The sequence below is a fragment of the Streptomyces sp. YJ-C3 genome, assembly GCF_053891275.1.
Genome location: NZ_CM132685.1, coordinates 3340837 through 3366063 on the forward strand (window position 1 = coordinate 3340837; position 25227 = coordinate 3366063).

Consider the following 25227-nt stretch of genomic DNA (forward strand, 5'->3'; position numbering starts at 1 on the left):
GGACCCGGCGGGCGTGGGCACGCGACTGGGGAGAAGGTGGAAAGGACCCCTCCGAACCTCTGGAGGCACGACCATGACCCACCCGTTCCCCGACCCCGTCCCACCGAGCCCCACCCCGGTGCCGGGCCCCGGACCCGATGTCCCGGACCCGAACCCGACGCCGCAGCCCGACCCGTTCCCGGCACCGGGGCCCGGGCCCGGCCCCGTGCCGGCGCCTCCGCCGTCCCCGGTGCCGCCGGGCCCGACGCCGGACCCGGACCCGACGCCGCCGGAGCCCGAGCCGTCACCCGTGTGACGCCTAGGCGTCGACCTCCGAGCGGTCCCCGCCCCACAGCGTGTGGAACGAGCCCTCGCGGTCGACCCTGCGGTAGGTGTGCGCGCCGAAGAAGTCCCGCTGGCCCTGCGTGAGCGCGGCCGGCAGACGCGCGGCCCGCAGCGCGTCGTAGTACGCGAGCGCGGCGGCGAAGCCCGGTGTGGGCACGCCCTGGGTGGTCGCGGCGACCAGGACGGCACGCCAGTCGTCCTGGGCCGCCGCGATCTCGTCGGCGAAGCCCTTGTCGGACAGGAGCGAGACCAGGCCGGGCTCGGCCTCGTACGCGGCGGTGATCCGGTCCAGGAAGGCGGCCCGGATGATGCAGCCGCCGCGCCAGATGCGGGCCACCGCGCCGGAGTCGATGTCCCAGTCGTAGGTCTCGCTACCCGCGGCGATCTCGTGGAAGCCCTGCGTGTACGACACGATCTTCGACGCGTACAGCGCCTGCTCGACCCGGTCCGCGAAGGCCGCGGCCTCCGCCTCGCTCAGCGGCTTCGCCGTCGGGCCCGCCAACCCCTGGGAGGCGTCGCGCAGTTCCGCGTGCCCGGACAGCGAGCGGGCGAACACCGCCTCCGCGATGCCGGACACCGGCACGCCCAGGTCGAGCGCGATCTGCACCGTCCAGCGGCCGGTGCCCTTCTGCTCCGCCTGGTCCTGCACCACGTCGACGAACGGCTTTCCGGTGGCCTCGTCCACGTGGGACAGCACCTCCGCCGTGATCTCGATCAGGTAGGAGTCGAGGCGGCCCGTGTTCCACGTACGGAAGATGTCCGCGATCTGCGCGGGGGAGTACCCGGCGACATCGCGCAGCAACTGATAGGCCTCGCCGATGAGTTGCATGTCGGCGTACTCGATGCCGTTGTGCACCATCTTCACGAAGTGCCCGGCGCCGTCGGGGCCCACGTGCGTCACGCACGGGGCGCCGTCCTTCGCCTTCGCGGAGATCTTCTCCAGCATCGGGCCGAGCGACTCGTACGACTCCACGCTGCCGCCGGGCATGATGCTCGGTCCGTGCAGGGCGCCCTCCTCGCCGCCGGAGACACCGGTGCCGACGAAGTGGATGCCCTGCTCGCGCAGCTCCTTCTCACGGCGACGGGTGTCGGCGAAGTGCGCGTTGCCGCCGTCGACGATCATGTCGCCGGGCTCCAGGAGCGGCGCGAACTCCTTGATCACCGCGTCCGTCGGATCGCCCGCCTTCACCATGATCACGAGCCGTCGCGGCCGTTCGAGGGCGGCCACGAACTCCTCGGCGGTCTCGGTCGGCACGAAGATGCCCTCCTCGCCGAACTCCTCCACCAGCGCGTGCGTGCGCGACGCCGTGCGGTTGTGGAGGGCGACCGTGTAGCCGTTCCGCGCGAAGTTGCGGGCGAGGTTGCGCCCCATGACGGCGAGCCCGGTGACACCGATCTGAGCTGTACTGCTCATGCCTGTCGCTCCTGGATTGGGAAGTTGGAAGATCTTGTTCAGTTGGCGCGTGCCGAGGCGTAGCGTGGGCCTTCCCCCACGTGGAACCCCTCTCGAACTCTCTACGATGCTGGAGCCGTGCGTGCCTCATTTCGACCTGCCGCTCGACGAACTGCGTTCCTACAAGCCCGTGTTGACGGCACCCGACGACTTCGACGTCTTCTGGGAGAAGACCCTGGCCGAGGCCAGGGAGCACGACCTCGACGCGCGTTTCGAGCCGGTCGACGTCCCGCTCACCGCGGTCGACGTATTCGACGTTACGTACGCGGGCTTCGGCGGGCATCCTGTGAAGGGCTGGCTGATCCTCCCCGCGGGCACCACGGAGCCGATACCGGCCGTGGTCGAGTACATCGGCTACAGCGGCGGCCGGGGCCTGCCGCACACCCACCTCAGGTGGGCCGCCGCCGGGTTCGCGCACTTCGTGATGGACACCCGCGGCCAGGGCAGTGGCGGCACCGTCGGTGACACCCCGGACCCCGTCGGCAGCGGGCCGGCGGTCTCCGGCTTCATGACGCGCGGTATCCAGGACCCGCACGACTACTACTACCGGCGCGTCTACACGGACGGTGTGCGCGCCGTGGAGGCGGCCCGCTCGCACCCGCTCGTCGACGCCTCCCGCGTCGCCGTGACCGGCGGGAGCCAGGGCGGCGGCATCACGATCGCCGTGGCCGGTCTCGTACCGGACCTGAAGGCGGCCGCGCCGGACGTCCCGTTCCTGTGCCACTTCGGCCGCGCGACCACGCTCACCGAGCGTCACCCGTACCGCGAGATCGCGATCTACCTCAAGGCGCACATCGGCGAGGACGAGCGCGTCTTCCGTACGCTCTCGTACTTCGACGGCATGAACTTCGCGGCCCGTGCCACCGCGCCCGGCCTGTTCTCCGTGGCCCTGGAGGACCTGACCTGCCCGCCCTCGACGGTGTTCGCGGCGCACAACCACTGGGCGGGCGCCGAGCGCTCCATGGAGGTGTACGCCTTCAACGACCACGAGGGCGGCGGACCCTTCCAGCAGGCCGTCCAACTACGGTGGATTCCCGGCCACTTGAGGGACTGAAAGCAGTCAGGGTGACCCTCGGCACTCTTGTCATCACTGCGTGGGAGCGGCTAATTTGCCGCTCCTACGTGTGCCTGTACAGGTTTCAGAGGGGGCTTCCATGGCGTTACGCGGCCGGCACCGCCGGTACCAGCCGAGCCGGGTCAACCGGGCGTCGCTGACGGTCACCGTCGGTGGCGCGGGCATGGCGATCCCGCTCATCGGCGCGGGCACGGCGCAGGCCGCCGACGTGCACACCTGGAACAAGGTCGCCGCGTGCGAGTCCTCCGGGAACTGGAGCGTCAACACCGGCAACGGCTACTACGGCGGTCTGCAGTTCACCCGCTCCACCTGGGCCGCGTACGGCGGCACGGCCTACGCGCCGCGCGCCGACCTGGCCACCAAGGACCAGCAGGTCGCGGTCGCGGAGAAGGTCCTGAAGGGGCAGGGGCCGGGCGCCTGGCCGGTGTGCTCGCAGCGGGCCGGGCTCGGCCGTACGCCCGAGCGCCCCCCGGTCCGCACGGTCAAGGACGTCAGGCCCGAGGTGACCCCGCAGTCGACCGCCGGCCGCGGCGAGTCGTACACGGTGATCGGCGGCGACACGCTCTCCGGCATCGCGGACGCGCGCAAGGTGCCCGGGGGCTGGGAGCGGCTGTATTCGGCCAACCGCAAGACCATCGGCGCCGACCCGGACCTGATCATTCCCGGCCAGCGGCTCTCGATGCCCGGAGCGTCGACGAGGACGAGCGGGGCCACGAAGACGGCGGACGCCACGAAGACGGCCGGATCCAGGAAGACCACGACGCAGCAGCCCCAGAAATCACAGCCCAGGAAGACAGCACCGAAGAAGACCGAGGCCAAGAAGACCGCGACGACCAGGGCCGCCTCGCGCGGTGCCGTCGCGCCCGTCGACGCGCCCCTCGGCACCCCGTACCACGCGGCCGGCTCCTCCTGGTCGAAGGGCTACCACACGGGCGTGGACTTCGCGGTGGCCACCGGCACCTCCATCAAGGCGATCGCCGCCGGTCAGGTCGTCTCGGCCGGCTGGGGCGGATCGTACGGCTACGAAGTGGTGATCCGGCACGCCGACGGCAAGTACAGCCAGTACGGACACCTGTCGGCACTCTCCGTGAAGAACGGGCAGCGGGTGGTGGAGGGCCAGCGGATCGCCCGCTCCGGGTCCACCGGCAACAGCACGGGCCCGCATCTGCACTTCGAGGTGCGGACGGGGCCCGGCTTCGGCAGCGACATCGACCCGCTCGCCTATCTGCGGGCCCACGGCGTCAGGATCTGACGTTCCCGACCGCCGGCTCGTCGGACGGCGGCTTCGGCTGCCGCGGCGGCATGGCCTCGAGACCGGCCGGACTGTCCGGGACCTGCGGCGTCGGGTGACCGGCGACCACGTGGGCGGCGCGGTCCCGGCCGATGCGCTCGGTCGTCAGCAGGATCAGGCCGCCCGCGGCCACGACACCGCAGCCCAGCGCCAGGACCGTGCCGATCGTGCCGTGCCGGAACGTCTCGCCGAACAGGGTGAGGCCGACGGCGGCCGCCACCACCGGGTTCACGACCGTCGCGGTGGCCAGCGGCGCAGCGAGGCCGGCGCCCCGGTAGGAGGCCTGCGACAGCAGCATGCCCGTGGTGGCCAGGGCCGCGATCGCCAGCAGGGTGGTGAGCTGCTCCAGGGGCCGGCCCGACCAGTCGACGGCCACCGACTTCGTGAACACCGACGCCATGCCGAACGCGCTGCCCGCCGCGATCGCGAGGAGCACCGCGCGCACCACCGGGTGCCGGTGCGCGGCGCGGGCCGACATCATCAGCACCAGCACGCCACCGGCCGTGATCAGACCGACCAGCAGGCGCTCCGCCCCGGTCAGCGAGTCCTCGGAGGCCGTGCCGGTCAGCGCCAGCAGGCCCGCGAGCCCGACCGTCGCCATGATCGCCCCGCGCCAGGCGGTGGCCCCGGCCCGGCGGCGCACCAGCAGCGCCGCCATCGGCAGCGCCAGCACGATCGTCAGGGCGCCCAGCGGCTGCACCAGGCTCAGCGGGCCGTAGGCGAGGGCCACGACGTGCAGCAGTGCGCCCAGGCCGTTCAGACACCCGGCACCCCACCACGCGGGCCTGCGCAGCGGGGCGTACGCCGAGTCCGGCGTCGTCTCGGCGACCCGCTCCTGCACGATCGCCCCGCCCGCGTAGGCGACCGCCGAGACGAGGGAGAGCAGCACGGACAGCGCCAGGGCACTCATCTGGTGCCCCCTGCGGTGCGGCGCGGCGCTCGATCGGTTCTCATACCCTCCACGATCTCTCTCCCGAGCGTTCTTGTCGTCCGACCTGAGCAGTCATTGGGTCCTACTGCCGATGGAGTACGCCGCCTCGTGAGTCATCCCCAGGGCGGGTGCACCGGGACCGCGGAGGGCCTCACACCGTTCGCACTCTTCCGCGCCGGGCCTCCATGGGTGACCATGAGACGCGAGGCGAGCACAACCGACCTGATCGAGTGGGACGACCGACGACGGGGGCCGTGCGTGCGAGTGGGACTGCTGACCCGGGAGTATCCGCCGGATGTCTACGGCGGCGCTGGAGTCCATGTCGAGTTCCTGGCAAGGGAGTTACGTCCGCTCGTCGACCTCGACGTGCACACCTGGGGCGAGGGCGCGGGCGAAGGTGTCCGCCGGCACCGCGCCTGGCCGGCGCTCGACGGGGCGAACGACGCGCTGCGCACCCTCTCCGTGGACCTGTCCATGGCCGCCGCCCTCGAAGGCCGCGACCTCGTCCACTCCCACACCTGGTACACGAACCTCGCGGGCCACCTCGCCGCCCTCCACCTCGGCGTTCCGCACGTGATGACCGCACACTCCCTGGAGCCGCTGCGCCCCTGGAAGGCCGAGCAGCTCGGTGGCGGTTACGCTCTGTCGGCCTGGGCGGAACGCACGGCGATCGAGGCGGCGGACGGCGTGATCGCGGTGTCCCGGGCGATGCGGGACGACATCCTCGCCTGCTACCCGGCGCTGGAGCCCAAGCGCGTGCGCGTCGTGCACAACGGCATCGACGTGTCCCTGTACCGCGCCGACCCCGGCACGGACGTGCTGCGCCGCTTCGGGATCGACCCGGAGCGCCCGTACGTGATCTTCGTCGGACGCATCACGCGGCAGAAGGGCGTGCCTCACCTGCTGCGTGCCGCCCGCGACCTCGCCAAGGGCGTGCAGCTGGTGCTCTGCGCCGGGGCGCCGGACACCCCGGAGATCGGGCGTGAATTCCGCGAACTGGTGGCGGAGTTGAAGGAGACCCGCGACGGGGTGTGCTGGATCCCGTCCATGCTGCCGCGCGCCGAGGTCGTCCAACTCCTCACGCACGCGACGGTGTTCGTCTGCCCCAGCGTGTACGAGCCGCTCGGCATCGTGAACCTGGAGGCGATGGCGTGCGGGACCGCGGTCGTCGCGTCCCGGGTCGGCGGCATCCCCGAGGTGGTGGCGCACGGCGAGAGCGGCCTGCTGGTCCCGTACGCGGAGGCGGACCCGGCGGCCTTCGAGGCCGGCCTCGCGCACGCGCTGAACGAGGTGGTCGGCGACCCCGGCGCGGCGCGCCGGATGGGCGAGGCCGGACGGGAGCGGGCCGCGGCGGAGTTCGGCTGGGACGCGGTCGCCCGGCGCACGGTCGACTTGTACAGGGAGATCCTCAACGGCGCCTGAGGCGCTGTGACGTGAAGGGGGCTGGCATGCGCGGTGGGCCTTCGGTGCTCGGGATCGTACTGGCGGGAGGAGAGGGAAAGCGGCTGATGCCGCTGACCGCGGACCGGGCGAAGCCCGCGGTGACGTTCGGCGGTACCTACCGCCTCGTCGACTTCGCCCTGTCGAACCTGGTGAACGGTGACATCCTGCGCATCTGCGTGCTCACGCAGTACAAGTCGCACTCCCTGGACCGGCACGTCACCACGACATGGCGGATGTCGAGCCTGCTCGGCAACTACGTCACGCCCGTCCCGGCGCAGCAGCGCCTCGGGCCCCGCTGGTACTCGGGCAGCGCCGACGCGATCCTGCAGTCCCTCAACCTCGTCCACGACGAACAGCCGGACTTCATCGCGGTGTTCGGCGCCGACCACGTGTACCGGATGGACCCGCGGCAGATGCTCGCGCAGCACATCGAGTCCGGCGCGGGCGTCACCGTCGCGGGCATCCGGGTGCCGCGCTCCCAGGCTCCGTCCTTCGGCGTCATCACGCCGGCCCGCGACGGCACGCGCATCGACGCGTTCCTGGAGAAGCCGTCGGACCCGCCGCCGCTGCCCGGGAGCCCGAACGAGGTCTTCGCCTCGATGGGCAACTACCTCTTCACGACGAAGACCCTCGTCGACGCGTTGCTGCAGGATGCCGAGGACGACAACTCGGTGCACGACATGGGGGGGTCGATCCTGCCGATGCTCACGGAGCGCGGAGTCGCCCAGGTCTACGACTTCGACAGCAACCACGTCCCCGGCGAGACCGAGCGCGACCACGGCTACTGGCGCGACGTCGGCACCCTCGACTCGTACTACGAGGCCCACATGGACCTCATCTCGGACGAACCGATGTTCAATCTGGACAACCGGCGCTGGCCGATCTACACGCACTCCGGCCAGCTGCCGCCCGCCAAGTTCTGCGCGGCCGGCATCGCGAGCGAGTCGATCGTCAGCCCGGGCTGCGTCATCCGCGGGCAGGTCACCGGTTCCGTCCTCTCGCCGGGCGTCACGATCGCCGACGGCGCGGTCGTCCAGGGCTCGGTGCTGCACGACAACGTGCGGATCGGCAGGGGAGCGGTGGTGCGCGGCGCCGTCCTCGACAAGAACGTGGAGGTCCCGGCCGGCGCGACGATCGGCGTCAACCCGGTCCGGGACGCGGAGCTCTACACCGTGTCGAAGGGCGGCGTGATCGCCCTGGGCAAGGGGCAGGCGGTGCGCTGAGCCGCGCGCACCACCCCGGCCCGGCCCTTCGGGTGCCGGCGCGACGGCGCCGCGCGGAACCCGCTCAGGCCGGGCCGACACCCCTGACGTCGATCGGCACCGCGCCGAGGCGGTAGCCGCGCTCGTCCAGCAGATGGCCGTTCAGCTTCATCGGCCACAGGGCCACCGCCCGGTCGACCACGGTCAGAGCGGGCACCCGCTCGGCGAGCCGCACCTCGAACCGCTGTGCGTCGTCGAGCGAGCGGACCCAGGCGATCACCTTGAGGTTGTGGCGGCCGATCACCCCCGCGCACAGCCGCACCTCCCGCGCCCCCGTGACCTGCTCGGCGACCGCCCGCAGATCGCCCGGCGCCGCCCGGCCCCACAGGATCAGCGACACCGGCCACTCGGACAGCGGCCTGGCCACCTCGCAGCGGGTCTGCGCCATGCCCGCGGCGAACAGCCGGTTCACCCGGCGGCGCACCGTGTCCGGACCCGCCCCGCACCGCTCGGCCAGGGCGCGGTGACCCGCCCGGCCGTCCACGGACAGTTCGGCCAGCAACGCGTGGTCGAGATCGGTCAGTTCGAAGACCGGGGCGTCCGCGCGGGCCGGGGCCGTCCCGGTGAGCCGGGCGAGCTGCGCGGAGTCGAGCGCGCGCAGCCGCCACCGGCTGCCCTCCGTGTAGACGGTGCTCGCCAGATGGGTGCGGGTGGCGACGATGCCCGCCAGCGAGCCGAGCCGGTGCGTCACCCAGTGGGTGAGCGCCGACAGGCGCGGCGCGAACACGGTCAGCAGCAGGTCGCGTCCGCCACTGACGTGCTCGACGGCCACGACGTGCGATTCCGCCACGAGCGCCCGGGCGACCTCGGACAGCCGCCCGTTCGCGCAGTCGACCTCGACGAACGCCAGACACCCCTGGCCGGACTCGGCGACGACCGGCGCCGGATGGCAGCTGACCCAGGCGGCCCCCGCCTCCGTCAGCCGGCTCCAGCGGCGGGCCACCGTCACCGGATCCACCCCGATCGCCGCGCCGATCCGGGCCCACCCGGCCCGCGGCGCGATCTGCAGGGCGTGCACGAGCGCCTGATCCAGGCCGTCGAGCACGCCGCCGAATTCCTGCGCCACCGCACCACTCCTGCGTTTTCCCTGCGATTCACGACCCGTTCATGCGGCAGGGCCGCACCCTGAACGCCATTCCCGTCGTCCCGCCGGACCGTACCAGGAGGCATCTCCCGCATGTCGATCACCGAACGCGCCGCGGAACTCCAGCCCGGACTCGTCGAGCTGCGCCGCGCCCTGCACCGTGCACCCGAGCTCGGCCTCGACCTGCCCCGCACCCAGGAGAAGATCCTCACCGCCCTCGACGGTCTGCCCCTGGAGGTGTCCCTCGGCAAGGACCTCAGCTCCGTCACGGCGGTCCTGCGCGGCGGCCGGCCCGGCGGCGCGGTCCTCCTGCGCGCCGACATGGACGCGCTGCCCGTCACCGAGAAGAGCGGAGTGTCCTACGCCTCCGAGGTGCCGGGTGCGATGCACGCCTGCGGCCACGACCTGCACACGGCCGGGCTCGTCGGCGCGGCCACCCTGCTCGCCGAGCGCCGCGCGGACCTCCACGGCGACGTCGTGTTCATGTTCCAGCCCGGCGAGGAGGGCCACAACGGCGCGGGCGCCATGATCGACGAGGGCGTCCTCGACGCCGCGGGCAAGCCGCTCGACGCCGCGTACGCCCTGCACGTCGCCGCGAACCAGTTGCCCGGCGGCTGGATCGCCTCCCGGCCCGGGACCGTCACCTCCGCCTCCGACGTGCTCACCGTCACCGTCCGCGGCCAGGGCGGCCACGGCTCCACCCCGCACAGTGCCAAGGACCCCGTCCCCGTCGCCTGCGAGATCGTCACCGCCATCCAGACCTGGGTGACCCGCCGCTTCGACATCTTCGACCCGGCCGTCGTCACCGTCGGCCAGTTCCACGCGGGCACCCAGCAGAACGTCATCCCGGAGACCGCCGAGTTCCGGGCCACCGTGCGCAGTTACTCCGAGGCCGCGCACGAGCGGCTCATCGAGGGGCTGCCCCGCCTGGTGCGCGGCATCGCCGCGGCGCACGGCGTCGACGCGGAGGTGACGTACGACGTGATGTACCCGGTCACCGTCAACGAGGCCGCCGAGACCGCCTTCGCCCTCGACACCGCCCGCGACCTGTTCGAGCCCGGCGCCGTCTGGGAGGCACCGAACCCGGCCAACGGCTCCGAGGACTTCGCGTTCGTCCTCCAGCGCGTGCCCGGCGCGATGCTGCTCGTCGGCGCCGCGCCCGACGGCGCCGACCTCGCGAACGCGCCGATGAACCACTCCCCGCAAGCCGTCTTCGACGACGCGGTGCTGCACCGCCAGGCCGCCCTGCTCACCGCCCTCGCCGAGCGGCGCCTGGCGCGGGGAGCCGCCGCATGAGCGGACCCGCCGCACCGAAGGTCCGGGCCGTCGTCGGGCTGCTGATCGCCTTCGAGCTGGTCAGCGGCTTCCTCCAGGGCGCAGCCGTGCCCCTGGTCCCCGAGGTCCAGGACTGGCAGGGCATCAGCACCGGCCAGGCACAGTGGTTCACCACCGCTCAGTACCTGGCCGCCGCGATCAGCGTGCCCGCCCTCGGCCGCCTCGGCGATCTGTACGGACACCGGCGCATGATCCGCGCCGCGCTCGGGGCGATCGCGCTCGGCACGCTCCTCGTCGCCTGCGCCCCGAACCTCGCGGTGCTGCTCCTGGGCCGCGCCCTGATGGGACCCCTCGCCGCACTGCTCCCGCTGGAGATCGGGCTCGTCCGGGACCGGCTCGACATCGACGGCGGACGCCGGGCCGTGGGACTGCTGGTCGGCGCCCTGACCCTGGGCACCGTGCTCGGACACGCGCTCGCCGGACCGCTGCTCGCCCTCCTCGGGGAACTGCGCCCGACCCTCTTCGCGCTCGCCGCGCTCGCCGTCGGCTGCGTCGCCCTGTCGTTCACCGCGATCCCCGAGTCCCGCACCCGCGCCAGCGGCCGGATGGACTGGCCGGGCGCGGCCCTGCTGGCCCTCGCCCTCGTCACCCTGCTCGGCACGGTGTCGCGTGGCCCCGCCCGGGGCTGGACCTCGGCGCCCACGCTCGGCGGACTGCTGCTCGCCGGGCTCCTGCTGACCGTCTGGGCCAGGCTCCAACTCGCCCGCCCGGACGCCCTGGTGGACGTCCGCGCCCTGGCCCGCAGGAGAAGCGCGCCGTACTACGCGTCCGGATTCGTGCTCGGCGCCGTGATGCTGGGCGGCCAGACCGTCGCGGTCAGCTTCATGGCGGCCTCCCCGGGGGAGGAGGGGTACGGGTTCGGCCTCGCCGCATGGCAGATCAGCCTCTACGGCGTCATCCCGAACATCACGGCGTTCGCCGGGTCCGCCCTGTGCGCCGCCCTGGCCACCCGCATCGGCTACCGCCGGCTGCTCCTGGGAGCCTTCACGGCGCTCGCCGTCGGATACGCCGCGGTGATCGCGCTGCACTCGGGCCTGGCCCCGTTCGCCGCCGCCAACGCCCTGGTCGGCCTCGGCTGCGGCCTCGCGCTCGGCGGACTGCCGACCGTCATCGTGGAGGGCAGCGCCGCCGACCGCACGGCCAGCGCCACCGCCGTCTACAACAACCTCAAGACACTCGGCGGCAGCGTCGGCGGCGCCGCCTTCGCCGTCGCGCTCGGCTCCCTGGTGGTCGGCACGACGGACACCCCGACCCTGACCGCCTACCTGACGATCTGGGCCGGGGGAGGACTCGCCTGCGTCCTCGCCGTCGGACTCCAGCTCCTCGCCCACCGCGGGGAGCCGGGCCTCACAGCACCCGGCGCCGCCGTCCCAGCCACGTCTGCGCGATCACCACGACCGCCAGGAACGCCCCGCTGACCACCTGCTGGTACGCGGAGTCCAGCGAACCGATCTGGTTGATCACGTTCTGGATGACCTTGAGGAGCAGCACGCCCACCAGCGAACCGCTGATGAACCCGAAGCCACCCGTCAGCAGCGTGCCGCCGATGACGACCGCCGAGATCGCCTCCAGTTCCATGCCGGAGCCGAGGATCGTCACGCCCGACACCAGCCAGGCCGCGTTCAGCGCACCGGCCAGGCCCGCGCACAGACCGGACAGCGTGTAGACACCGATCTTCGTGCGGGCCACCGGCGCGCCCATCAGGGCCGCCGCGTCCTCGTTGCCGCCGACCGCGTACACGTACTGCCCGAAGCGGGTGCGCCGCAGCACCACCGCGCCGAGCACGAACAGCGCCAGCGTGATCCACACGGGGATGCCGATGCCGAACAGCTTGTCCTGGCCCAGCGAGGCGAAGAACGTGGACTTGTCGACGAGATACGTCTTCGAGCCCTCGTCGGTGATCGCGAGCAGGATGCCGCGCGCGCCGAGCATCGCCGCCAGCGTCACGATGAAGGGGGCGAGCCGCGAGCGCGCGATCAGCAGCCCGTTGACCAGCCCGATCAGACCGCACACGGCCAGCGGCAGCAACAGCGCCACCACCGTCCCGTACTGCGAGCCCCAGGCCGCGAGCACCCCGCCGAGCGCGAACAGCGAACCGACCGACAGGTCGATGCCGCCCGTCACGATCACGAACGTCATCCCGAGCGCCACGACCGCGAGGAACGCGGACGACAGCGCCATGTTCTCCAGGTTGTCGCCGGTCAGGAACGTGTCGAAGGAGAGGGACGCGGCGATCACCGCGATCACCAGCGTGACCAGCGCGCCGTGCTGCTGGGCGAGCGCGCTCAGCCGCTCGGCGCGTGTCGCGCCGAGGGGTTCCTCCTGCGCGGCCCCGGCCGGCTGTACCGCTTCGACGTCAGTCATCGTCATCGCTTCCCCCGTTCCCTGGCCGCGTAGACGGCGAGCACGATCACCACGGCCTGGGCGATCTGCGTCCACGACGGCGGCAGGTCGTGCTTGATGAGCGTGGCCGTCAGCAGCTGGATGAGGACGGCGCCCGCGACGGTGCCGCCGATGCGCACCCGGCCGCCGGTGAGCGGGGTGCCGCCGACCACGACCGCGGTGATCGCGGAGAGTTCCATCAGATTGCCGAGCGAGGTCGGGTCGCTCGCGGTGAGCCGGGCGGTGGCCAGCACGCCCGCCGTCGCGGCCAGCGCCCCCGAGATCACATAGACGAGGATCAGGACCCGGCGCACCGGCAGTCCGGCGAGCTGCGCCGCCGGGCGGCTGTCGCCGATCGCCAGGAGCTGGCGGCCGAACGTGGTGCGCCGCACCACGAAGGCGACGAGCAGCGCGAGGGCCGCCGCGATGAGCACCAGGTACGGGATGCCGAGCACGTCACCGGTGCCGAGCGCCCGCAGACCCGGGTCGCGGACGTCCTTGAGCTGGGGCAGCAGGACGAGCGCGAGCCCGCGGCCCGCGACCATCAGCGCCAGCGTGGCGACGATCGGCTGGACCCCGATGAACGCGATGAGGGCACCGTTCGCGACGCCGATCAGGATCCCGCCGAAGAGCGCCGCGACCAGCGCGATCCACGCCCCGTAGCCGAGATAGAGGGAGATCAGGGAGGTGGCGAGCGCCATCACCGAGCCGACCGAGAGGTCGACGCCCTCGGTGCCGATGGCCAGGGCCATGCCGAGGGCCACGATGAGGACGGGCGCCACCTGCACGGCCTGGGTGCGGAAGTTCTCCGCGGACAGGAAGTGCGGGGTGAAGGCGATGTTCGCCAGCAGCAGGACGGCGACGCCCGCATAGACGCCGTAGTCCTGGAGCAGGCGCAGCAGCCGGTCCCGGTCGAGGCCGGCCCTGCCCAGTGACAGGTCAGTCAACGGACTTCCCCCCAGCGGGAGTTGCGGCGATGGCACGCATCAGTCGGTCCTCCGTGACCGCGTCACCGGTGAGCTCCGCGACCACGGCGCCGTCCTTGAGGACGACGACCCGGTCCGAGCCCTCGATCAGCTCCTCCATGTCGGAGGAGATCAGCAGGACGCCGAGGCCGTCGTCCGCCAACTCGTCGATCAGCTTCTGCACTTCGGCCTTCGCGCCGACGTCGATACCGCGCGTCGGCTCGTCCAGCAGCAGCACCTTCGGGTTCATCGCCAGCCAGCGCGCGAGCAGAACCTTCTGCTGGTTCCCGCCGGACAGTTCCCCGACCTTCTGGTGCGGTCCGGCGGACTTGATGCGCAGCCGCTGCACGAACGTGTCGACGATGCGGTCGATGCGCGCCTCGTCGACGAGACCGAAGCGGGACAGCCCCGGAAGCGCCGCGAGCGCGATGTTCTCCCGCACCGACAGGCCCGGCACGATCCCCTCCGCCTTGCGGTCCTCCGGCAGCAGGCTGATGCCGGCCCGGATCGCGGCGGGCGTGGATCCCGTACGCACCGGGACGCCGGCCACCATGACCCGGCCGCTGTCCGTGGGCAGTGCGCCGGCGATCGCCTTCGCGGTCTCGCTGCGCCCCGACCCGAGGAGCCCGCCGAGACCGACGACCTCGCCGGGACGTACGTCGAGCGAGACGTCGTGCAACTGGTGACGAGCCGTCAGGCCCTGTGCTCGCAGAACGGGTTCGGCTGCCGTGTCGTGCTCACCGGAGAACTTGGTGAGGCCCTCGTCCCGCACGTCGCCGATGTCGCGGCCCAGCATCAGCGACACCAGGCGCAGCCGGTCCAGGTCGGCCAGCTCGCCGGTGTGCACCACCTTGCCGTCACGCAGCACGGTGACCGCGTCGCACACCTCGTACAGCTCGTCGAGGCGGTGGCTGACGTAGACGACGGCGATGCCGCGCTCGCGCAGCATACGGATCACCCCGAAGAGCGTGCGCACCTCCCGCGGCTCCAGCGACGACGTCGGCTCGTCCATGATGACGACCTTCGCGTCGACCGAGACCGCGCGGGCCAGCGCCACCATCTGCTGGGCGCCGACGCCGAGTTCGCGCAGCGGACGCTGCACGTCCACGCGCACGCCCAGATCGCGCAGGGCCGCGTCCGCCTCCCGGTGCATGCGCCGGAAGTCGATCAGACCCAGCTTCCCGCGCGGTTCGCGGCCCAGGAACAGATTGCGGGCCACGCTCATCAGGGGGACGAGGTTGACCTCCTGGTAGATGGTGGAGATCCCCGCGTGCTGTGCCTCCAGCGGCGTGCCGAAGGCGACCTCGCGGCCGTCGTACGAGAGCGTGCCGCCCTCGGCGTCGGCGGCCGGGTCGGGCTGGTACACACCGGTGAGAACCTTGATGAGCGTCGACTTGCCCGCCCCGTTCTCCCCGATGAGGGCGTGCACCTCCCCGGCGCGCGCGGTGAAGTCGACACCGTCGAGAGCGCGCACGCCGGGGAACGTCTTGCTGAGATTCTTTGCTGACAGCATGTCAGAACGCCTTGTTCAGATCCGTCTTGGCGTTGTCCTTGGTGTACGCGCTGTCCTTGATGACGATGTCCTGGCCGACCTTGTCGCCCTTGGTGAAGGAGTCCAGGGTCTGGAAGGCGAGCGGCCCGAAGCGCGGGTTGGACTCGATGACGCCGGAGATCCAGCCGTCGACGATGCCCTGCACCGCGTTGCGGGTGCCGTCGACCGTGACGATCTTGACGGCGCCGGCCTTCTTGCCCGCGCTCTTCAGCGCGTTGACGGCGCCGAGGCCCATCTCGTCGTTCTCGGCGTAGATACCGGTGATGTCGGGCTTGGACTGGATGAGCTGCTCGGTGACCTGCTGGCCCTTCTCGCGGGCGAACTCACCGGTCTGCTTGAAGACGACCTTCAGGTCGGGCGCCTTCGCCTTGATCTGGTCCTCGAAGCCCTTGGTGCGCTCGGTGGTCACGTTGTTGCCCGCCGCGCCGAGCAGGATCGCGATCGTGCCCTTGCCGCCGGTCGCCTCGATCATCTGGTCGGCGGCGCGCTTGCCCTGCTCGACGAAGTCCGAGCCGATGAACGACACGTAGTCCTTGCAGGCCGTCGCGTTGATCTTGCGGTCGACGGTGACGATCGGGATGTGCTTGGCGCCCGCGGCCCGCAGCACCGGCTCCCAGCCGTCGGAGTTGAGCGGCGCGATGACCAGCAGGTCCGCGCCCTTGGCGATGAGGTCCTGGACGTCGCTGATCTGCTTGGAGAACTGCGACTGGGCGTTGGCGGTGAGCAGCTTGATGCCGCGCTTCTGCGCCTCGGCCTTGATGGAGGCCGTCTCCGCGATGCGGAACGGGTTGGCCTCCTTCTCGGACTGCGAGAACCCGACGGTGGCGCCCTTCAGGTCGAGCTTCTTGCCCCCGTACGTGGAGACGTCACAGGTGTCGCCGGTACCGGGGGAGGCCACCTCCTGCCCGGCGTTCTCGTCCTTGGCGCTGGAACTCCCCTTGTCCGAGCTGGAGTTGTCGTCCTCGGACTTGGCGCATCCGGTGGCGAGCGCGAGGCTGGCGATGAGGCCGGCGGCGAGCAGGGCCCGGGAGGAAGTACGGCGAAGTCGTGCGGTCTGCGTCATGTGGTGGTCCCCAAAACGGCACGGCCCGGCGCGTGAACGCGCTGACGGGGTGGATGTGTTCGACCAGTCGGAACGGCGGTACAGGGGAGGTTTTTACATCGTTGGAAGAAGGCTGTAAAGGCCTCGCGCAGCGACTCGTGCTCGCGCGCCCGCTCCGGGCCGCCGCCGCGGATCAGCGGCGGCCGAGCGTGCTCTCACGCTCGATCAGCCGGTATTCCGCGGTCAGTTCACGTCCGGAGCGCTCCTCGGGGTGCTCGAGCCGGCTGAGCAGTGACTGCACCGCGAGCTGGGCGATCGCCTGTTTGTCCGGCGAGATCGTGGTCAGCGTGACCGCTCCGAAACGCCCCTCCGCGAGATCGTCGAAGCCGACCACCGCCACGTCCCACGGGACCCGCAGGCCCCGCTCGTGCAGCACCCGCATCGCACCGATCGCGACCAGGTCGTTATAGGCGAACACGGCGTCGGGGCGCACCCCCGAGTCCAGCATCCGCGCCATCGCCTCGGCGCCGTCGCCCCGGTCCCAGCCGCCGGTCGCCCCGACCTGGGTGTCCGGCGCGGGCAGCCCCGCGGCGGTCAACTCCTCGCGCCAGCCCGCCAGTCGCAGATGCGCTGGCTGATTCGCCGAGTCGGTGCGTTCGCCCAGGTAGGCGATCCGGGTGCGGCCCCGGCCGAGGAGATGGCGCACGGCGGTGCGGGCCGCGGCGACGTTGTCGATGGCGATGTGGTCGTAGGGCAGGTCGTACTCGCGCTCGCCGAGCAGCACCAGCGGCACGTCGTCGTCCCGGCCGCGCAGATCCTCCGCCTCCAGCTCCAGCGGGCTCAGGATCAGCCCGTCGATCACTCGGGCGCGGAAGCCCTGACTGACCAGGACCTCCTGCTCGCGATCGCCGCGGGTGTGATCCAGCAGCACCGTCACGTCGTGCTCGGCGGCGGCGTCGATCACGGCGCCCGCGAGCTCCGCGAAGTACGGGTTGCCGAGCTCCGGGACGGCGAGCGCGATGATCCCCGTACGCCCTTTGCGCAGGTGGCGGGCGGTCAAGTTGGGCCGGTAGCCCAGCTCGTCGATGGCCTCCTGGACCCGGGCACGCATCGCCGGAGTGACGTGCTGGTAGTTGTTCACGACATTCGAGACGGTCTTGATCGAGACGCCCGCGCGCTCCGCGACATCCTTGAGGCTCACCCGCACGGAATCTCCTTCGGCTCCGCGCACCCGCTCGCCGGGTGCGCTTGTCATGCCCCTGGACAGCGCGCCGGAATGCGTGCTGTCATGCCAACTGCCGTTCCTTCCAACGTTGTACAGACGAGTTGTACCGACTAGAGCGACGAGCCGCCACCCTTCCTCGACGTGTTCCACCGGACGCGTTCCAGCACAGGAGGATCCGTGCGCACCAGAACCCTCAGACGACATGGCCGCCAGCTGGCCCTGCTGCTCACCGCGGCACTCGGTCTCACCGCACTCACCGTGGCGCCGCACGCCACGGCCGCGGACGAACCGGTCGTGCCGCATGGGCTCAAGGGCGAGTACTACACCCAATCCGCCCCGGGAGCCTTCGACTTCGACGAGTTGAAGGCGACCGGATTCGACCCCCAGATCGACTTCGGCAGCCTGGAGTCCCGGCTGCAGTCGGCGACCGGCAGCGCCGACGACGCGAACGTCCGCTGGACCGGCAAACTGGTGCCGGAGAAGACCGGCCTGACAACGTTTTCCATCACCGGTGACAACGGCTTCCGGCTCTGGGTCGGCGGCGAGCTGGTGATCGACCACTGGGTCGACGACTGGGACAAGGAGCAGACGTCCCAGCCGGTCCAGCTGACCGCCGGCCAGGCGGTCGACATCAAGGTCGAGTACTTCGAGCACTTCGGCGGGTCCAATCTGCATCTGCGCTGGACCGAGCCGGGCGAGCAGAAGGAGGCCATCCCCTCCTCGGCGTTCCGGCTGCCCGACGACTGGGCGTACGACGGGGCGATCGGCACCACCGTCCTCGGCGACGGCCGCACCCTGAAGCTCGACTTCGCGCAGAAGCTCGGCTCCGTGCCCGGCGACGTGAACGACCACCTCTCGGCGGTCATCGGCGGCGCCAAGTGGCCGCTGAAGAGCATCAAGTCCGACCCGAAGGACCCGCGGGCGCTCCTGGTGGGCCTCAAGGAGCCGGTCGTCGGGAACAAGGACGGCGACGCACCCGGCCTCGCCGACGTGACGTACGACGGCAAGGGCGGTCTGACCGGCGGTGACGGGACGGCCGTCGGGGCCTTCTGGTCCAGCGGCCCGAACCACTCCACCTACCAGCTGAGCACCAAGTGGGGCGACGACGTCACCCCCGCCAACGCGCACCGCGAGTACCCGCGGCCGCAGCTCACCCGCTCCGACTGGCAGAACCTGAACGGCAGCTGGGAATTCGCCGCCGCCAAGGACGGCGATCCCGTCCCGACCGGCAAGAAGCTCGGCGAGAAGATCCTCGTGCCCTACCCGGTCGAGTCCCAGCTCTCCGGGATCGAGCGCCACGAGGACCGCATGTGGTACCGGCGCACCTTCACGGTCCCGGCGGACTGGAAGGTCGGCAGCGGCAAGCGCCTCCAGCTGAACTTCGGCGCCGTCGACTGGAAGTCCGAGGTCTACGTCAACGGCAAGAAGGTCGCGGACCACAAGGGCGGCTACGACAAGTTCAGCGCCGACATCACCGACGCGCTGAAGCCCGGCCGCACCCAGGAGCTGATCGTCGGCGTCTACGACCCGACCGACGCCGAGAACGGCGAGAACCCGCCGCTCGGCAAGCAGCGCCTCGACCCCAGCGGCATCTGGTACACCCCGTCGTCCGGCATCTGGCAGACGGTCTGGATGGAGCCGGTCGCCACGGACCACGTCGCGGACCTGAAGCTGACGCCGAACGTGAAGGACAGCCAACTGGCCGTCGAGGCCACGGGAGTTCGCGACGGACTGCCGGTGACGGCCACGGCGTACGCCGGCAAGCGCAAGGTCGGCAGCGTCAGCGGCGTCTCCGGCAAGCCGCTCACCCTCAAGCTGGACAAGCCGCACCTGTGGACCCCGGACGACCCGTTCCTCTACGACCTCAAGGTGAGCGTCGGCAAGGACCGCGTCGGCAGCTACTTCGGGATGCGCTCCATCGCCGTGGAACAGGTGAACGGCACACCGCGCACCGTCCTCAACGGCAAGCCCACCTTCATGATGGCCACCCTCGACCAGGGCTTCTGGCCGGACGGCCTGCACACCGCGCCCAGCGACGAGGCGCTCGCGTACGACCTGAAGATGCACAAGCAGATGGGCTTCAACTCCGTCCGCAAGCACATCAAGGTCGAACCCGACCGCTGGTTCTACTGGGCCGACAAGCTGGGCCTGCTCGTCTGGCAGGACATGCCGGCGATGACGGCCGGGGTGAACCCGTCCACGGCCGCCCGCGCCGAGTTCGAGCGCGAGATGAAGATCATGATCGACCAGCACTACAACCACCCGTCGGTCATCATGTGGGTCACCCTCAACGAGGGCTGGGGTCAGTACGACGAGGGACGCCTCGCCGACCAGGCGAAGTCCTGGGACCCGACCCGCCTGATCAACGGCATGTCGGGCCTCAACCTCGGCAAGGACGGCGGCACCGGCGACATCATGGACGAGCACGGCTATCCGAGCCCGGCGCTGCCCCCGCACCCCGACGGGAAGAGAGCCCTGGTCGCGGGCGAGTACGGCGGCCTCGGCCTCGCCGTGCCCGGCCACGCCTGGTCGGTCCAGCAGTCCTACGTCGACGTCGACCCGGCGACGTACACGGACGACTACCTCACCAAGCTCGACGAGGTGCACAAGCTGGCCTGCCAGGGCGGCAACGGCGCCGTCTACACGCAGATCTCCGACGTGGAAGGTGAGCTGAACGGTCTGCTCACCTACGACCGCAGGGTCGTCAAGCCGGACGTGAAGCGCGTGCACGCGGCCCAGGAGGCGCTGATCCGCGACGCCTCCCAGGCCACCGTGGCGAACTGCTCCTGATCCGCACGTCCTGAGGGGCGGGCCCCGCGACGGGCCCGCCCCTTTCTGCTGGCGCTCCACCTTTCTGCTGATGCTCCAACCACCCCTGCGAAGGAGCGAGTTGATGACAGTGACCCGACGTGGCGTGCTCCGGTCCGGAGCCGTCGTCGCGGCGGCCACCGCGTTCGGCGGCGGTACGGTCGGCGCCACGGCGTCGGCGGCGCAGTCCGCCGCAGTCACCCCCGACGCCTTCACCCGTCTGCCCGTCGGCAGCATCACCGCCCGCGGCTGGCTCGCCGGGCAGCTGCGGCTTCTGCTCGACGGACTGTGCGGCCGCTACGAGGAGAAGTCCCACTTCCTGGACATGGACACCTGCGGCTGGGTCCACCCGGAACTCGGCGGCTGGGAGGAACTCCCGTACTGGCTCAGAGGATTCGTGCCCCTGGCGATCGCCACGAAGGACGAGCACGCCCTCGCCACCTGCAAGCGCTGGATCGACGCCGTCCTCGCCACCCAGGAGGCCGACGGCTTCTTCGGCCCGCGGGCCCTGCGCACCTCGCTCAACGGCGGCCCCGACTTCTGGCCGTTCCTGCCGCTCCTCATGGCCCTGCGCACGTACGAGGAGTACACGCACGACGTACGCATCGTCCCCTTCCTGACCCGCTTCCTGACCTACATGGAGGCGCAGGGCAAGGGCGCCTTCGACTCCAGCTGGGTCTCCGTGCGCTGGGGCGACGGCATCGACACCGCGCGCTGGCTGTACGAGCGCACCGGCGACGCGTTCCTGACCAGCCTCGTCGACAAGATGCACCGCTACGGCGCGGACTGGACCGGCGACCTGCCCACCCCGCACAACGTGAACATCGCCCAGGGCTTCCGCGAGCCCGCCCAGTACGCGCAGTGGGCGTCCGGCGGCGCCGCCGACCTGGTGCGCGCGACGTACCGTACCTACGACGACGTCCTGCGCGCATACGGCCAGTTCCCGGGCGGCGGCATCGCCGGCGACGAGAACTACCGGCCCGGCTTCGGCGACCCGCGCCAGGGCTTCGAGACCTGCGGCATCGTCGAGTTCATGGCCAGCCACGAGCTGCTCACCCGCATCACCGGCGACCCGGTCTGGGCCGACCGCTGCGAGGACCTCGCGTTCAACATGCTGCCCGCCGCGCTCGACCCGCAGGGCAAGGGCATCCACTACATCACCAGCGCCAACAGCGTGGACCTCGACAACTCCCGCAAGACGGACGGGCAGTTCCAGAACGGCTTCGCCATGCAGTCCTTCCAGCCGGGCGTCGACCAGTACCGCTGCTGCCCGCACAACTACGGCATGGGCTGGCCCTACTTCACCGAGGAGCTGTGGCTCGGCACCCCGGACGGCGGGCTCGCCGCCGCGCTGTACGCCGCCAGCGAGGTGCGGGCCGAGGTGGGCGCCGACTCCGTCCCCGTGACCGTGCGGGAGGAGACGGACTACCCCTTCGACGAGACGGTCACGCTCACGGTGACCGCCGAGCGGCCGGTCGACTTCCCCCTGCGGCTGCGCATCCCCGGTTGGTGCGACAAGCCCCGCCTGGCCGTCAACGGCCGGACGGTGCAGGCCGGTTCAGGACCCGTGTTCACCGAGATCCGGCGCACCTGGCGCACCGGCGACCGCGTCACCCTGCGCCTGCCCCAGCGCACCACCCTGCGCACCTGGAGCGGCAACCACGACAGCGTCAGCGTCGACCACGGGCCGCTCACCTACTCCCTGAAGATCGCCGAGAAGTACGTGCGGACCGGGGGTGACGACACCTTCCCCGAGTACGACGTCCATGCCGCGTCCGCCTGGAACTACGGTCTGGTGCCCGGAAGTTCGCCGACTCTGCGCCGGACCGCGGGACCCCTGCCCGCCAACCCCTTCACCCTCGACGGCACCCCCGTCACCCTCGCGGCGCGGGCCCGCCGCATCCCCGAGTGGATCGCGGACGACGAGCAGGTCGTGGCGCCCCTTCAGCCCAGTCCCGCGCGCAGCCGGGCGGGCGTGGAGACGGTCACGCTCGTGCCCATGGGCGCGGCGCGGCTGCGCGTCACGTCGTTCCCCACGGCCGGCCCCGACGGTCACGCGTGGACACCCGAACCGCCCTACCGGCGCATCCAGAACAAGCACAGCGGCAAGGTCCTCGCCGTCGACTCCATGTCCACCGCCAACGACGCGCGGGTCGTGCAGTTCGACAACTCGGGGACCGGCGACCACGCCTGGCAGCTGATCGACGCGGGCGGTGGAAAGCTGCGCATCCGCAACGGACAGAGCGGTAAGTACCTCGTGGTGGAGGGTAGTTCCACCACGGACAGTGCCCGGGTCGTCCAGTACGAGGACAACGGGCGCGCGGACCTGCTGTGGACCCGCGTCGACCAGGGCGACGGCTGGTTCCTGCTGCGCAACGAGCACAGCGGCAAGGTGCTCGGCGTGGACGGGATGTCCACGGCGAACAGTGCCCAAGTGGTGCAGTTCGCCGACAACGGGACGGAGGACCACCTGTGGCGTCTGACGTCTTGACGGGCCATCGGCGCGCACGAAGAATGAGCGCGCTTACTGACAACGTTGTCGAAAGGCGCACGATGACAAGACGCACCCGCTTGCGACCGCGCACCCTGGGGGTGCTCGCGGCCGTCGCCCTGTTCGGCACGGGCCTCGCGGCGCCGTCCGCACAGGCCGCCCACGGCAGCGCCGACCGGCTGACCGATCTGGTCAATCCGTTCATCGGCACCGAGAACGAGGGCAACACCTATCCCGGTGCCGCCGTCCCGTTCGGCATGGTGCAGTTCTCGCCGGACACCGGCCACAACACCGGCTACGACTACTCCGAGAACCACATCCGCGGCTTCTCCACCGTCCATCTCTCCGGTGTGGGCTGCGGCTTGGGCGGCGACCTGCCGGTCCTGCCGACCACCGGCGACATCACCAGCACCGACTACGCGAAGTACGCGGCCGAGTTCAGCCACGACGACGAGACGGCGTCGCCCGGCTACTACAAGGTCGGCCTGAAGGCCGGCATCGGTGCCGAGCTCAGCGCCACGAAGCGCACCGGTGTGCAGCGCTACACCTTCCCGGCCACCGACAAGGCCAACGTCCTCATCAATGCCGGGCAGTCGCTGCACAAGAGCCTGCACACGAAGGTCGAGATCCTCGACGACCACACCGTGCGCACCGCCATCACGGGCAGCGGTTTCTGCCAGGACACCAAGCCGTACACGGTCTACACGATCACCACGTTCGACCGGCCGTTCACCACGTCCGGCACGTGGAAGGGCGACGCGGTCAGCGCCGGCTCGAAGACCTCGGACGCCGACGCCGAGCGCAACGGCGCCTACGTCCGCTTCGACACCAGCAAGGACCGCACGGTCGAGGCGACCACCGCGATCTCGTACGTCGACGCCAAGGGCGCGGCCCTCAACCTCCGTGCGGAGGGCGGCCGTTCCTTCGACTCGGTGCACCGCGCCGCGCAGGCCGCGTGGGAGGACCGCCTCGACGACGTGCGCGCCCAGGGCGGCAGCGAGACGCTCCGGCGCACCTTCTACTCCTCGCTGTACCGCTCGTTCCTCGCACCGAACATCGGCAGCGACGTCGACGGCCGTTACACCGGCTGGGACCAGAAGACCCACCGGGCCAAGGGCTACACGTACTACCAGAACTGGTCCCTGTGGGACACCTACCGCACCCAGGCGCAGCTCCTGTCGCTGCTCGCCCCGCGCGAGTCGCGGGACATGGCGCTGTCGGTCATCCAGATCGACAAGGACAGCGGCTGGCTGCCCAAGTGGGGCTACGGCACGGTCGAGACGAACATCATGACCGGTGACCCGGTCACCCCGTTCCTCACCAACGCCTACCAGCAGGGCCTGCTGAAGGGACACGAGGAGGACGCGTACCGCGCGCTGAAGAAGAACGCCGACGGGGTGCCGCCGGCCGACTCCGCGCCGGTGGGCCGCGAGGCCAACAAGGAGTACCTCGCCGACGGTTTCGCGCCGTACATCAAGGACCGGGCGCACGTGAAGCCCGGTGACTCGGACTACGACCACGGGGCCTCGGCCACGCTGGAGTACGCCCTCTCCGACGCCATGCTCGGCCAGATGGCCAAGGAGCTCGGGCACGAGGACGACGCGAAGCGGTACACCGAGCGGGCGCAGAACTACCGCAAGATCTACGACGGTTCGACCGGCTTCTTCCGTGCGCGTGACGCGTCGGGCGCCTTCACCGGGCCCGCCGACCCCGCGCAGAGCGAAGGGTTCCACGAGGGCACGTCCTGGCAGTACCAGTGGCTCGTGCCGCAGGACCTGCCCGGCATGGTCGGCCTGATCGGCGGCACGGACGCGGCCAACAAGCGCCTCGACTCGTTCTTCGCGTACGACCAGCTGGTCGCCGACCCGGCGAAGACCGCCCGCGAGGTGTGGGTCAACGGGCCGTACGACTACTACAACGCGGACAAGTACAACCCGCAGAACGAGCCCGACCTGATCGCGCCGTACACGTACCTGTCGACCGGGCAGCCGTGGAAGACCACCGACGTGGTGCACGCCGCGCTGACCCTGTTCACCGACGCGCCGACCGGCATGACCGGCAACGACGACCTGGGCACCATGTCCGCCTGGAACGTCCTGTCGTCCATCGGCATCTTCCCGGTGCAGCCCGGCACCGACACGTGGGGCCTGTCGACGCCCGTCTTCGAGCGGGTCGACCTCACGCTCGACCGCCGGTACTACCCGACGGGGAAGCTGACCGTACGGGCGCAGGGGACGTCGGACGCCGACCGGTACATCCAGTCGGCCCGCGCGAACGGCGCCGACTACGGCAAGACGTATCTCACCACCGAGGACCTGCGCGGGCTGCGGGACCTGTCCTTCAGGGTGGGCAGCGAGCCCTCGCGGTGGGGGACCGGCGCCGACGCGGCGCCGCCCGCTCTGCGGTGACGTGCCGGACGGTCACGTGACGCACTGAACAGTGCTCCCGTGTCACATGAGACCCGCCCCTCCCTGAGGGGCGGGTCTTAATCAGTTGTTAACTGAGCGTGCCGAGATCGTACTTGACCGTAATCGACTGGGGGCGATTGACTGCGGTTTCCCCGT

Annotated in this window: 17 protein-coding genes; 9 read left to right on the plus strand and 8 right to left on the minus strand. The window is 71.1% G+C overall.

The genetic code is table 11. The annotated features are described in order from the left end of the window. Positions 1-298: 298 nt before the first annotated feature. Positions 299-1738 carry an NADP-dependent phosphogluconate dehydrogenase gene (gene gndA / locus ACVHNB_RS14595; protein WP_456228279.1) on the minus strand — a complete coding sequence of 480 codons (1440 nt, stop codon included), beginning with the start codon at positions 1736-1738 and terminating at the stop codon, positions 299-301. 121 nt (positions 1739-1859) lie between these two features. On the opposite strand from gndA, the gene ACVHNB_RS14600 reads away from it, so the two are divergent. Continuing rightward, complete coding sequence (locus tag ACVHNB_RS14600; RefSeq protein ID WP_428950747.1) at positions 1860-2831, plus strand: acetylxylan esterase; 972 nt, start codon at positions 1860-1862, stop codon at positions 2829-2831. 100 nt (positions 2832-2931) lie between these two features. Next, positions 2932-4104 carry a transglycosylase family protein gene (locus ACVHNB_RS14605; RefSeq protein ID WP_456228280.1) on the plus strand — a complete coding sequence of 391 codons (1173 nt, stop codon included), beginning with the start codon at positions 2932-2934 and terminating at the stop codon, positions 4102-4104. Here the strand turns inward: ACVHNB_RS14605 and ACVHNB_RS14610 are convergent. Then, positions 4094-5053 (minus strand): DMT family transporter, encoded by a 960-nt coding sequence (locus tag ACVHNB_RS14610; RefSeq protein WP_428950745.1) that lies wholly within the window; start codon positions 5051-5053, stop codon positions 4094-4096. The genes ACVHNB_RS14605 and ACVHNB_RS14610 overlap by 11 nt on opposite strands. 285 nt (positions 5054-5338) lie before the next feature. Between ACVHNB_RS14610 and glgA the strand changes: the two genes are divergently transcribed. After that, positions 5339-6496: a glycogen synthase gene (gene glgA, locus ACVHNB_RS14615; protein WP_428957458.1), complete on the plus strand. Its 1158-nt coding sequence runs from the start codon at positions 5339-5341 to the stop codon at positions 6494-6496. 26 nt (positions 6497-6522) lie between these two features. Further along, positions 6523-7740, plus strand: a complete 1218-nt coding sequence (gene glgC / locus ACVHNB_RS14620) for a glucose-1-phosphate adenylyltransferase (RefSeq protein WP_428950744.1) — start codon at positions 6523-6525, stop codon at positions 7738-7740. A gap of 64 nt (positions 7741-7804) precedes the next feature. Here glgC and ACVHNB_RS14625 read toward each other — a convergent pair whose 3' ends face one another. After that, the gene (locus tag ACVHNB_RS14625) at positions 7805-8845 is read right to left on the minus strand and encodes an Lrp/AsnC family transcriptional regulator (RefSeq protein ID WP_428950743.1); all 1041 of its coding nucleotides are present in this window, start codon (positions 8843-8845) and stop codon (positions 7805-7807) included. A gap of 111 nt (positions 8846-8956) precedes the next feature. On the opposite strand from ACVHNB_RS14625, the gene ACVHNB_RS14630 reads away from it, so the two are divergent. Next, positions 8957-10159, plus strand: a complete 1203-nt coding sequence (locus tag ACVHNB_RS14630) for a M20 metallopeptidase family protein (protein ID WP_428950742.1) — start codon at positions 8957-8959, stop codon at positions 10157-10159. Continuing rightward, positions 10156-11616: an MFS transporter gene (locus ACVHNB_RS14635; RefSeq protein ID WP_456228281.1), complete on the plus strand. Its 1461-nt coding sequence runs from the start codon at positions 10156-10158 to the stop codon at positions 11614-11616. Before ACVHNB_RS14630 ends, ACVHNB_RS14635 begins: the two co-directional genes overlap by 4 nt. On the opposite strand, the gene ACVHNB_RS14640 is transcribed toward ACVHNB_RS14635, so the two are convergent. The 5 genes from ACVHNB_RS14640 to ACVHNB_RS14660 form a co-directional block, all read right to left on the minus strand. Next, on the minus strand, positions 11546-12562 hold the full coding sequence (locus ACVHNB_RS14640) for an ABC transporter permease (protein ID WP_428950740.1): 1017 nt from the start codon (positions 12560-12562) through the stop codon (positions 11546-11548). The genes ACVHNB_RS14635 and ACVHNB_RS14640 overlap by 71 nt on opposite strands. 2 nt (positions 12563-12564) lie before the next feature. Next, positions 12565-13527: an ABC transporter permease gene (locus ACVHNB_RS14645; protein WP_428950739.1), complete on the minus strand. Its 963-nt coding sequence runs from the start codon at positions 13525-13527 to the stop codon at positions 12565-12567. Then, positions 13520-15058 carry a sugar ABC transporter ATP-binding protein gene (locus tag ACVHNB_RS14650; RefSeq protein ID WP_428950738.1) on the minus strand — a complete coding sequence of 513 codons (1539 nt, stop codon included), beginning with the start codon at positions 15056-15058 and terminating at the stop codon, positions 13520-13522. The genes ACVHNB_RS14645 and ACVHNB_RS14650 overlap by 8 nt, the downstream gene beginning before the upstream one ends. 1 nt (position 15059) lies before the next feature. Further along, positions 15060-16160, minus strand: a complete 1101-nt coding sequence (locus ACVHNB_RS14655; protein ID WP_428950737.1) for an ABC transporter substrate-binding protein — start codon at positions 16158-16160, stop codon at positions 15060-15062. Between the two features lie 172 nt (positions 16161-16332). Further along, positions 16333-17346 (minus strand): LacI family DNA-binding transcriptional regulator, encoded by a 1014-nt coding sequence (locus ACVHNB_RS14660; protein ID WP_456228282.1) that lies wholly within the window; start codon positions 17344-17346, stop codon positions 16333-16335. Positions 17347-17541: 195 nt separating this feature from the next. Here ACVHNB_RS14660 and ACVHNB_RS14665 point away from each other — a divergent pair, with 195 nt between their 5' ends. The 3 genes from ACVHNB_RS14665 (at position 17542) to ACVHNB_RS14675 (ending at position 25071) form a co-directional block, all read left to right on the plus strand. Further along, positions 17542-20154, plus strand: coding sequence for a PA14 domain-containing protein (locus ACVHNB_RS14665; protein WP_456228283.1), 2613 nt, complete (start codon positions 17542-17544; stop codon positions 20152-20154). Between the two features lie 103 nt (positions 20155-20257). Beyond that, on the plus strand, positions 20258-22663 hold the full coding sequence (locus ACVHNB_RS14670; protein ID WP_456228284.1) for an RICIN domain-containing protein: 2406 nt from the start codon (positions 20258-20260) through the stop codon (positions 22661-22663). A gap of 62 nt (positions 22664-22725) precedes the next feature. Continuing rightward, positions 22726-25071, plus strand: a complete 2346-nt coding sequence (locus ACVHNB_RS14675; RefSeq protein WP_456228285.1) for a GH92 family glycosyl hydrolase — start codon at positions 22726-22728, stop codon at positions 25069-25071. Positions 25072-25227 lie beyond the last annotated feature (156 nt).

What these genes read in the sequence shown, in the direction of transcription:
- ACVHNB_RS14670 (WP_456228284.1), top strand. Translation starts at nt 20,258, where the DNA reads ATGACAGTGACCCGACGTGGCGTGCTCCGGTCCGGAGCCGTCGTCGCG.
- ACVHNB_RS14640 (WP_428950740.1), bottom strand. Translation starts at nt 12,562, where the DNA reads ATGACTGACGTCGAAGCGGTACAGCCGGCCGGGGCCGCGCAGGAGGAA.
- ACVHNB_RS14650 (WP_428950738.1), bottom strand. Translation starts at nt 15,058, where the DNA reads ATGCTGTCAGCAAAGAATCTCAGCAAGACGTTCCCCGGCGTGCGCGCT.
- ACVHNB_RS14675 (WP_456228285.1), top strand. Translation starts at nt 22,726, where the DNA reads ATGACAAGACGCACCCGCTTGCGACCGCGCACCCTGGGGGTGCTCGCG.
- ACVHNB_RS14605 (WP_456228280.1), top strand. Translation starts at nt 2,932, where the DNA reads ATGGCGTTACGCGGCCGGCACCGCCGGTACCAGCCGAGCCGGGTCAAC.
- ACVHNB_RS14630 (WP_428950742.1), top strand. Translation starts at nt 8,957, where the DNA reads ATGTCGATCACCGAACGCGCCGCGGAACTCCAGCCCGGACTCGTCGAG.
- ACVHNB_RS14655 (WP_428950737.1), bottom strand. Translation starts at nt 16,160, where the DNA reads ATGACGCAGACCGCACGACTTCGCCGTACTTCCTCCCGGGCCCTGCTC.
- ACVHNB_RS14610 (WP_428950745.1), bottom strand. Translation starts at nt 5,053, where the DNA reads ATGAGTGCCCTGGCGCTGTCCGTGCTGCTCTCCCTCGTCTCGGCGGTC.
- ACVHNB_RS14635 (WP_456228281.1), top strand. Translation starts at nt 10,156, where the DNA reads ATGAGCGGACCCGCCGCACCGAAGGTCCGGGCCGTCGTCGGGCTGCTG.
- glgC (WP_428950744.1), top strand. Translation starts at nt 6,523, where the DNA reads ATGCGCGGTGGGCCTTCGGTGCTCGGGATCGTACTGGCGGGAGGAGAG.
- gndA (WP_456228279.1), bottom strand. Translation starts at nt 1,738, where the DNA reads ATGAGCAGTACAGCTCAGATCGGTGTCACCGGGCTCGCCGTCATGGGG.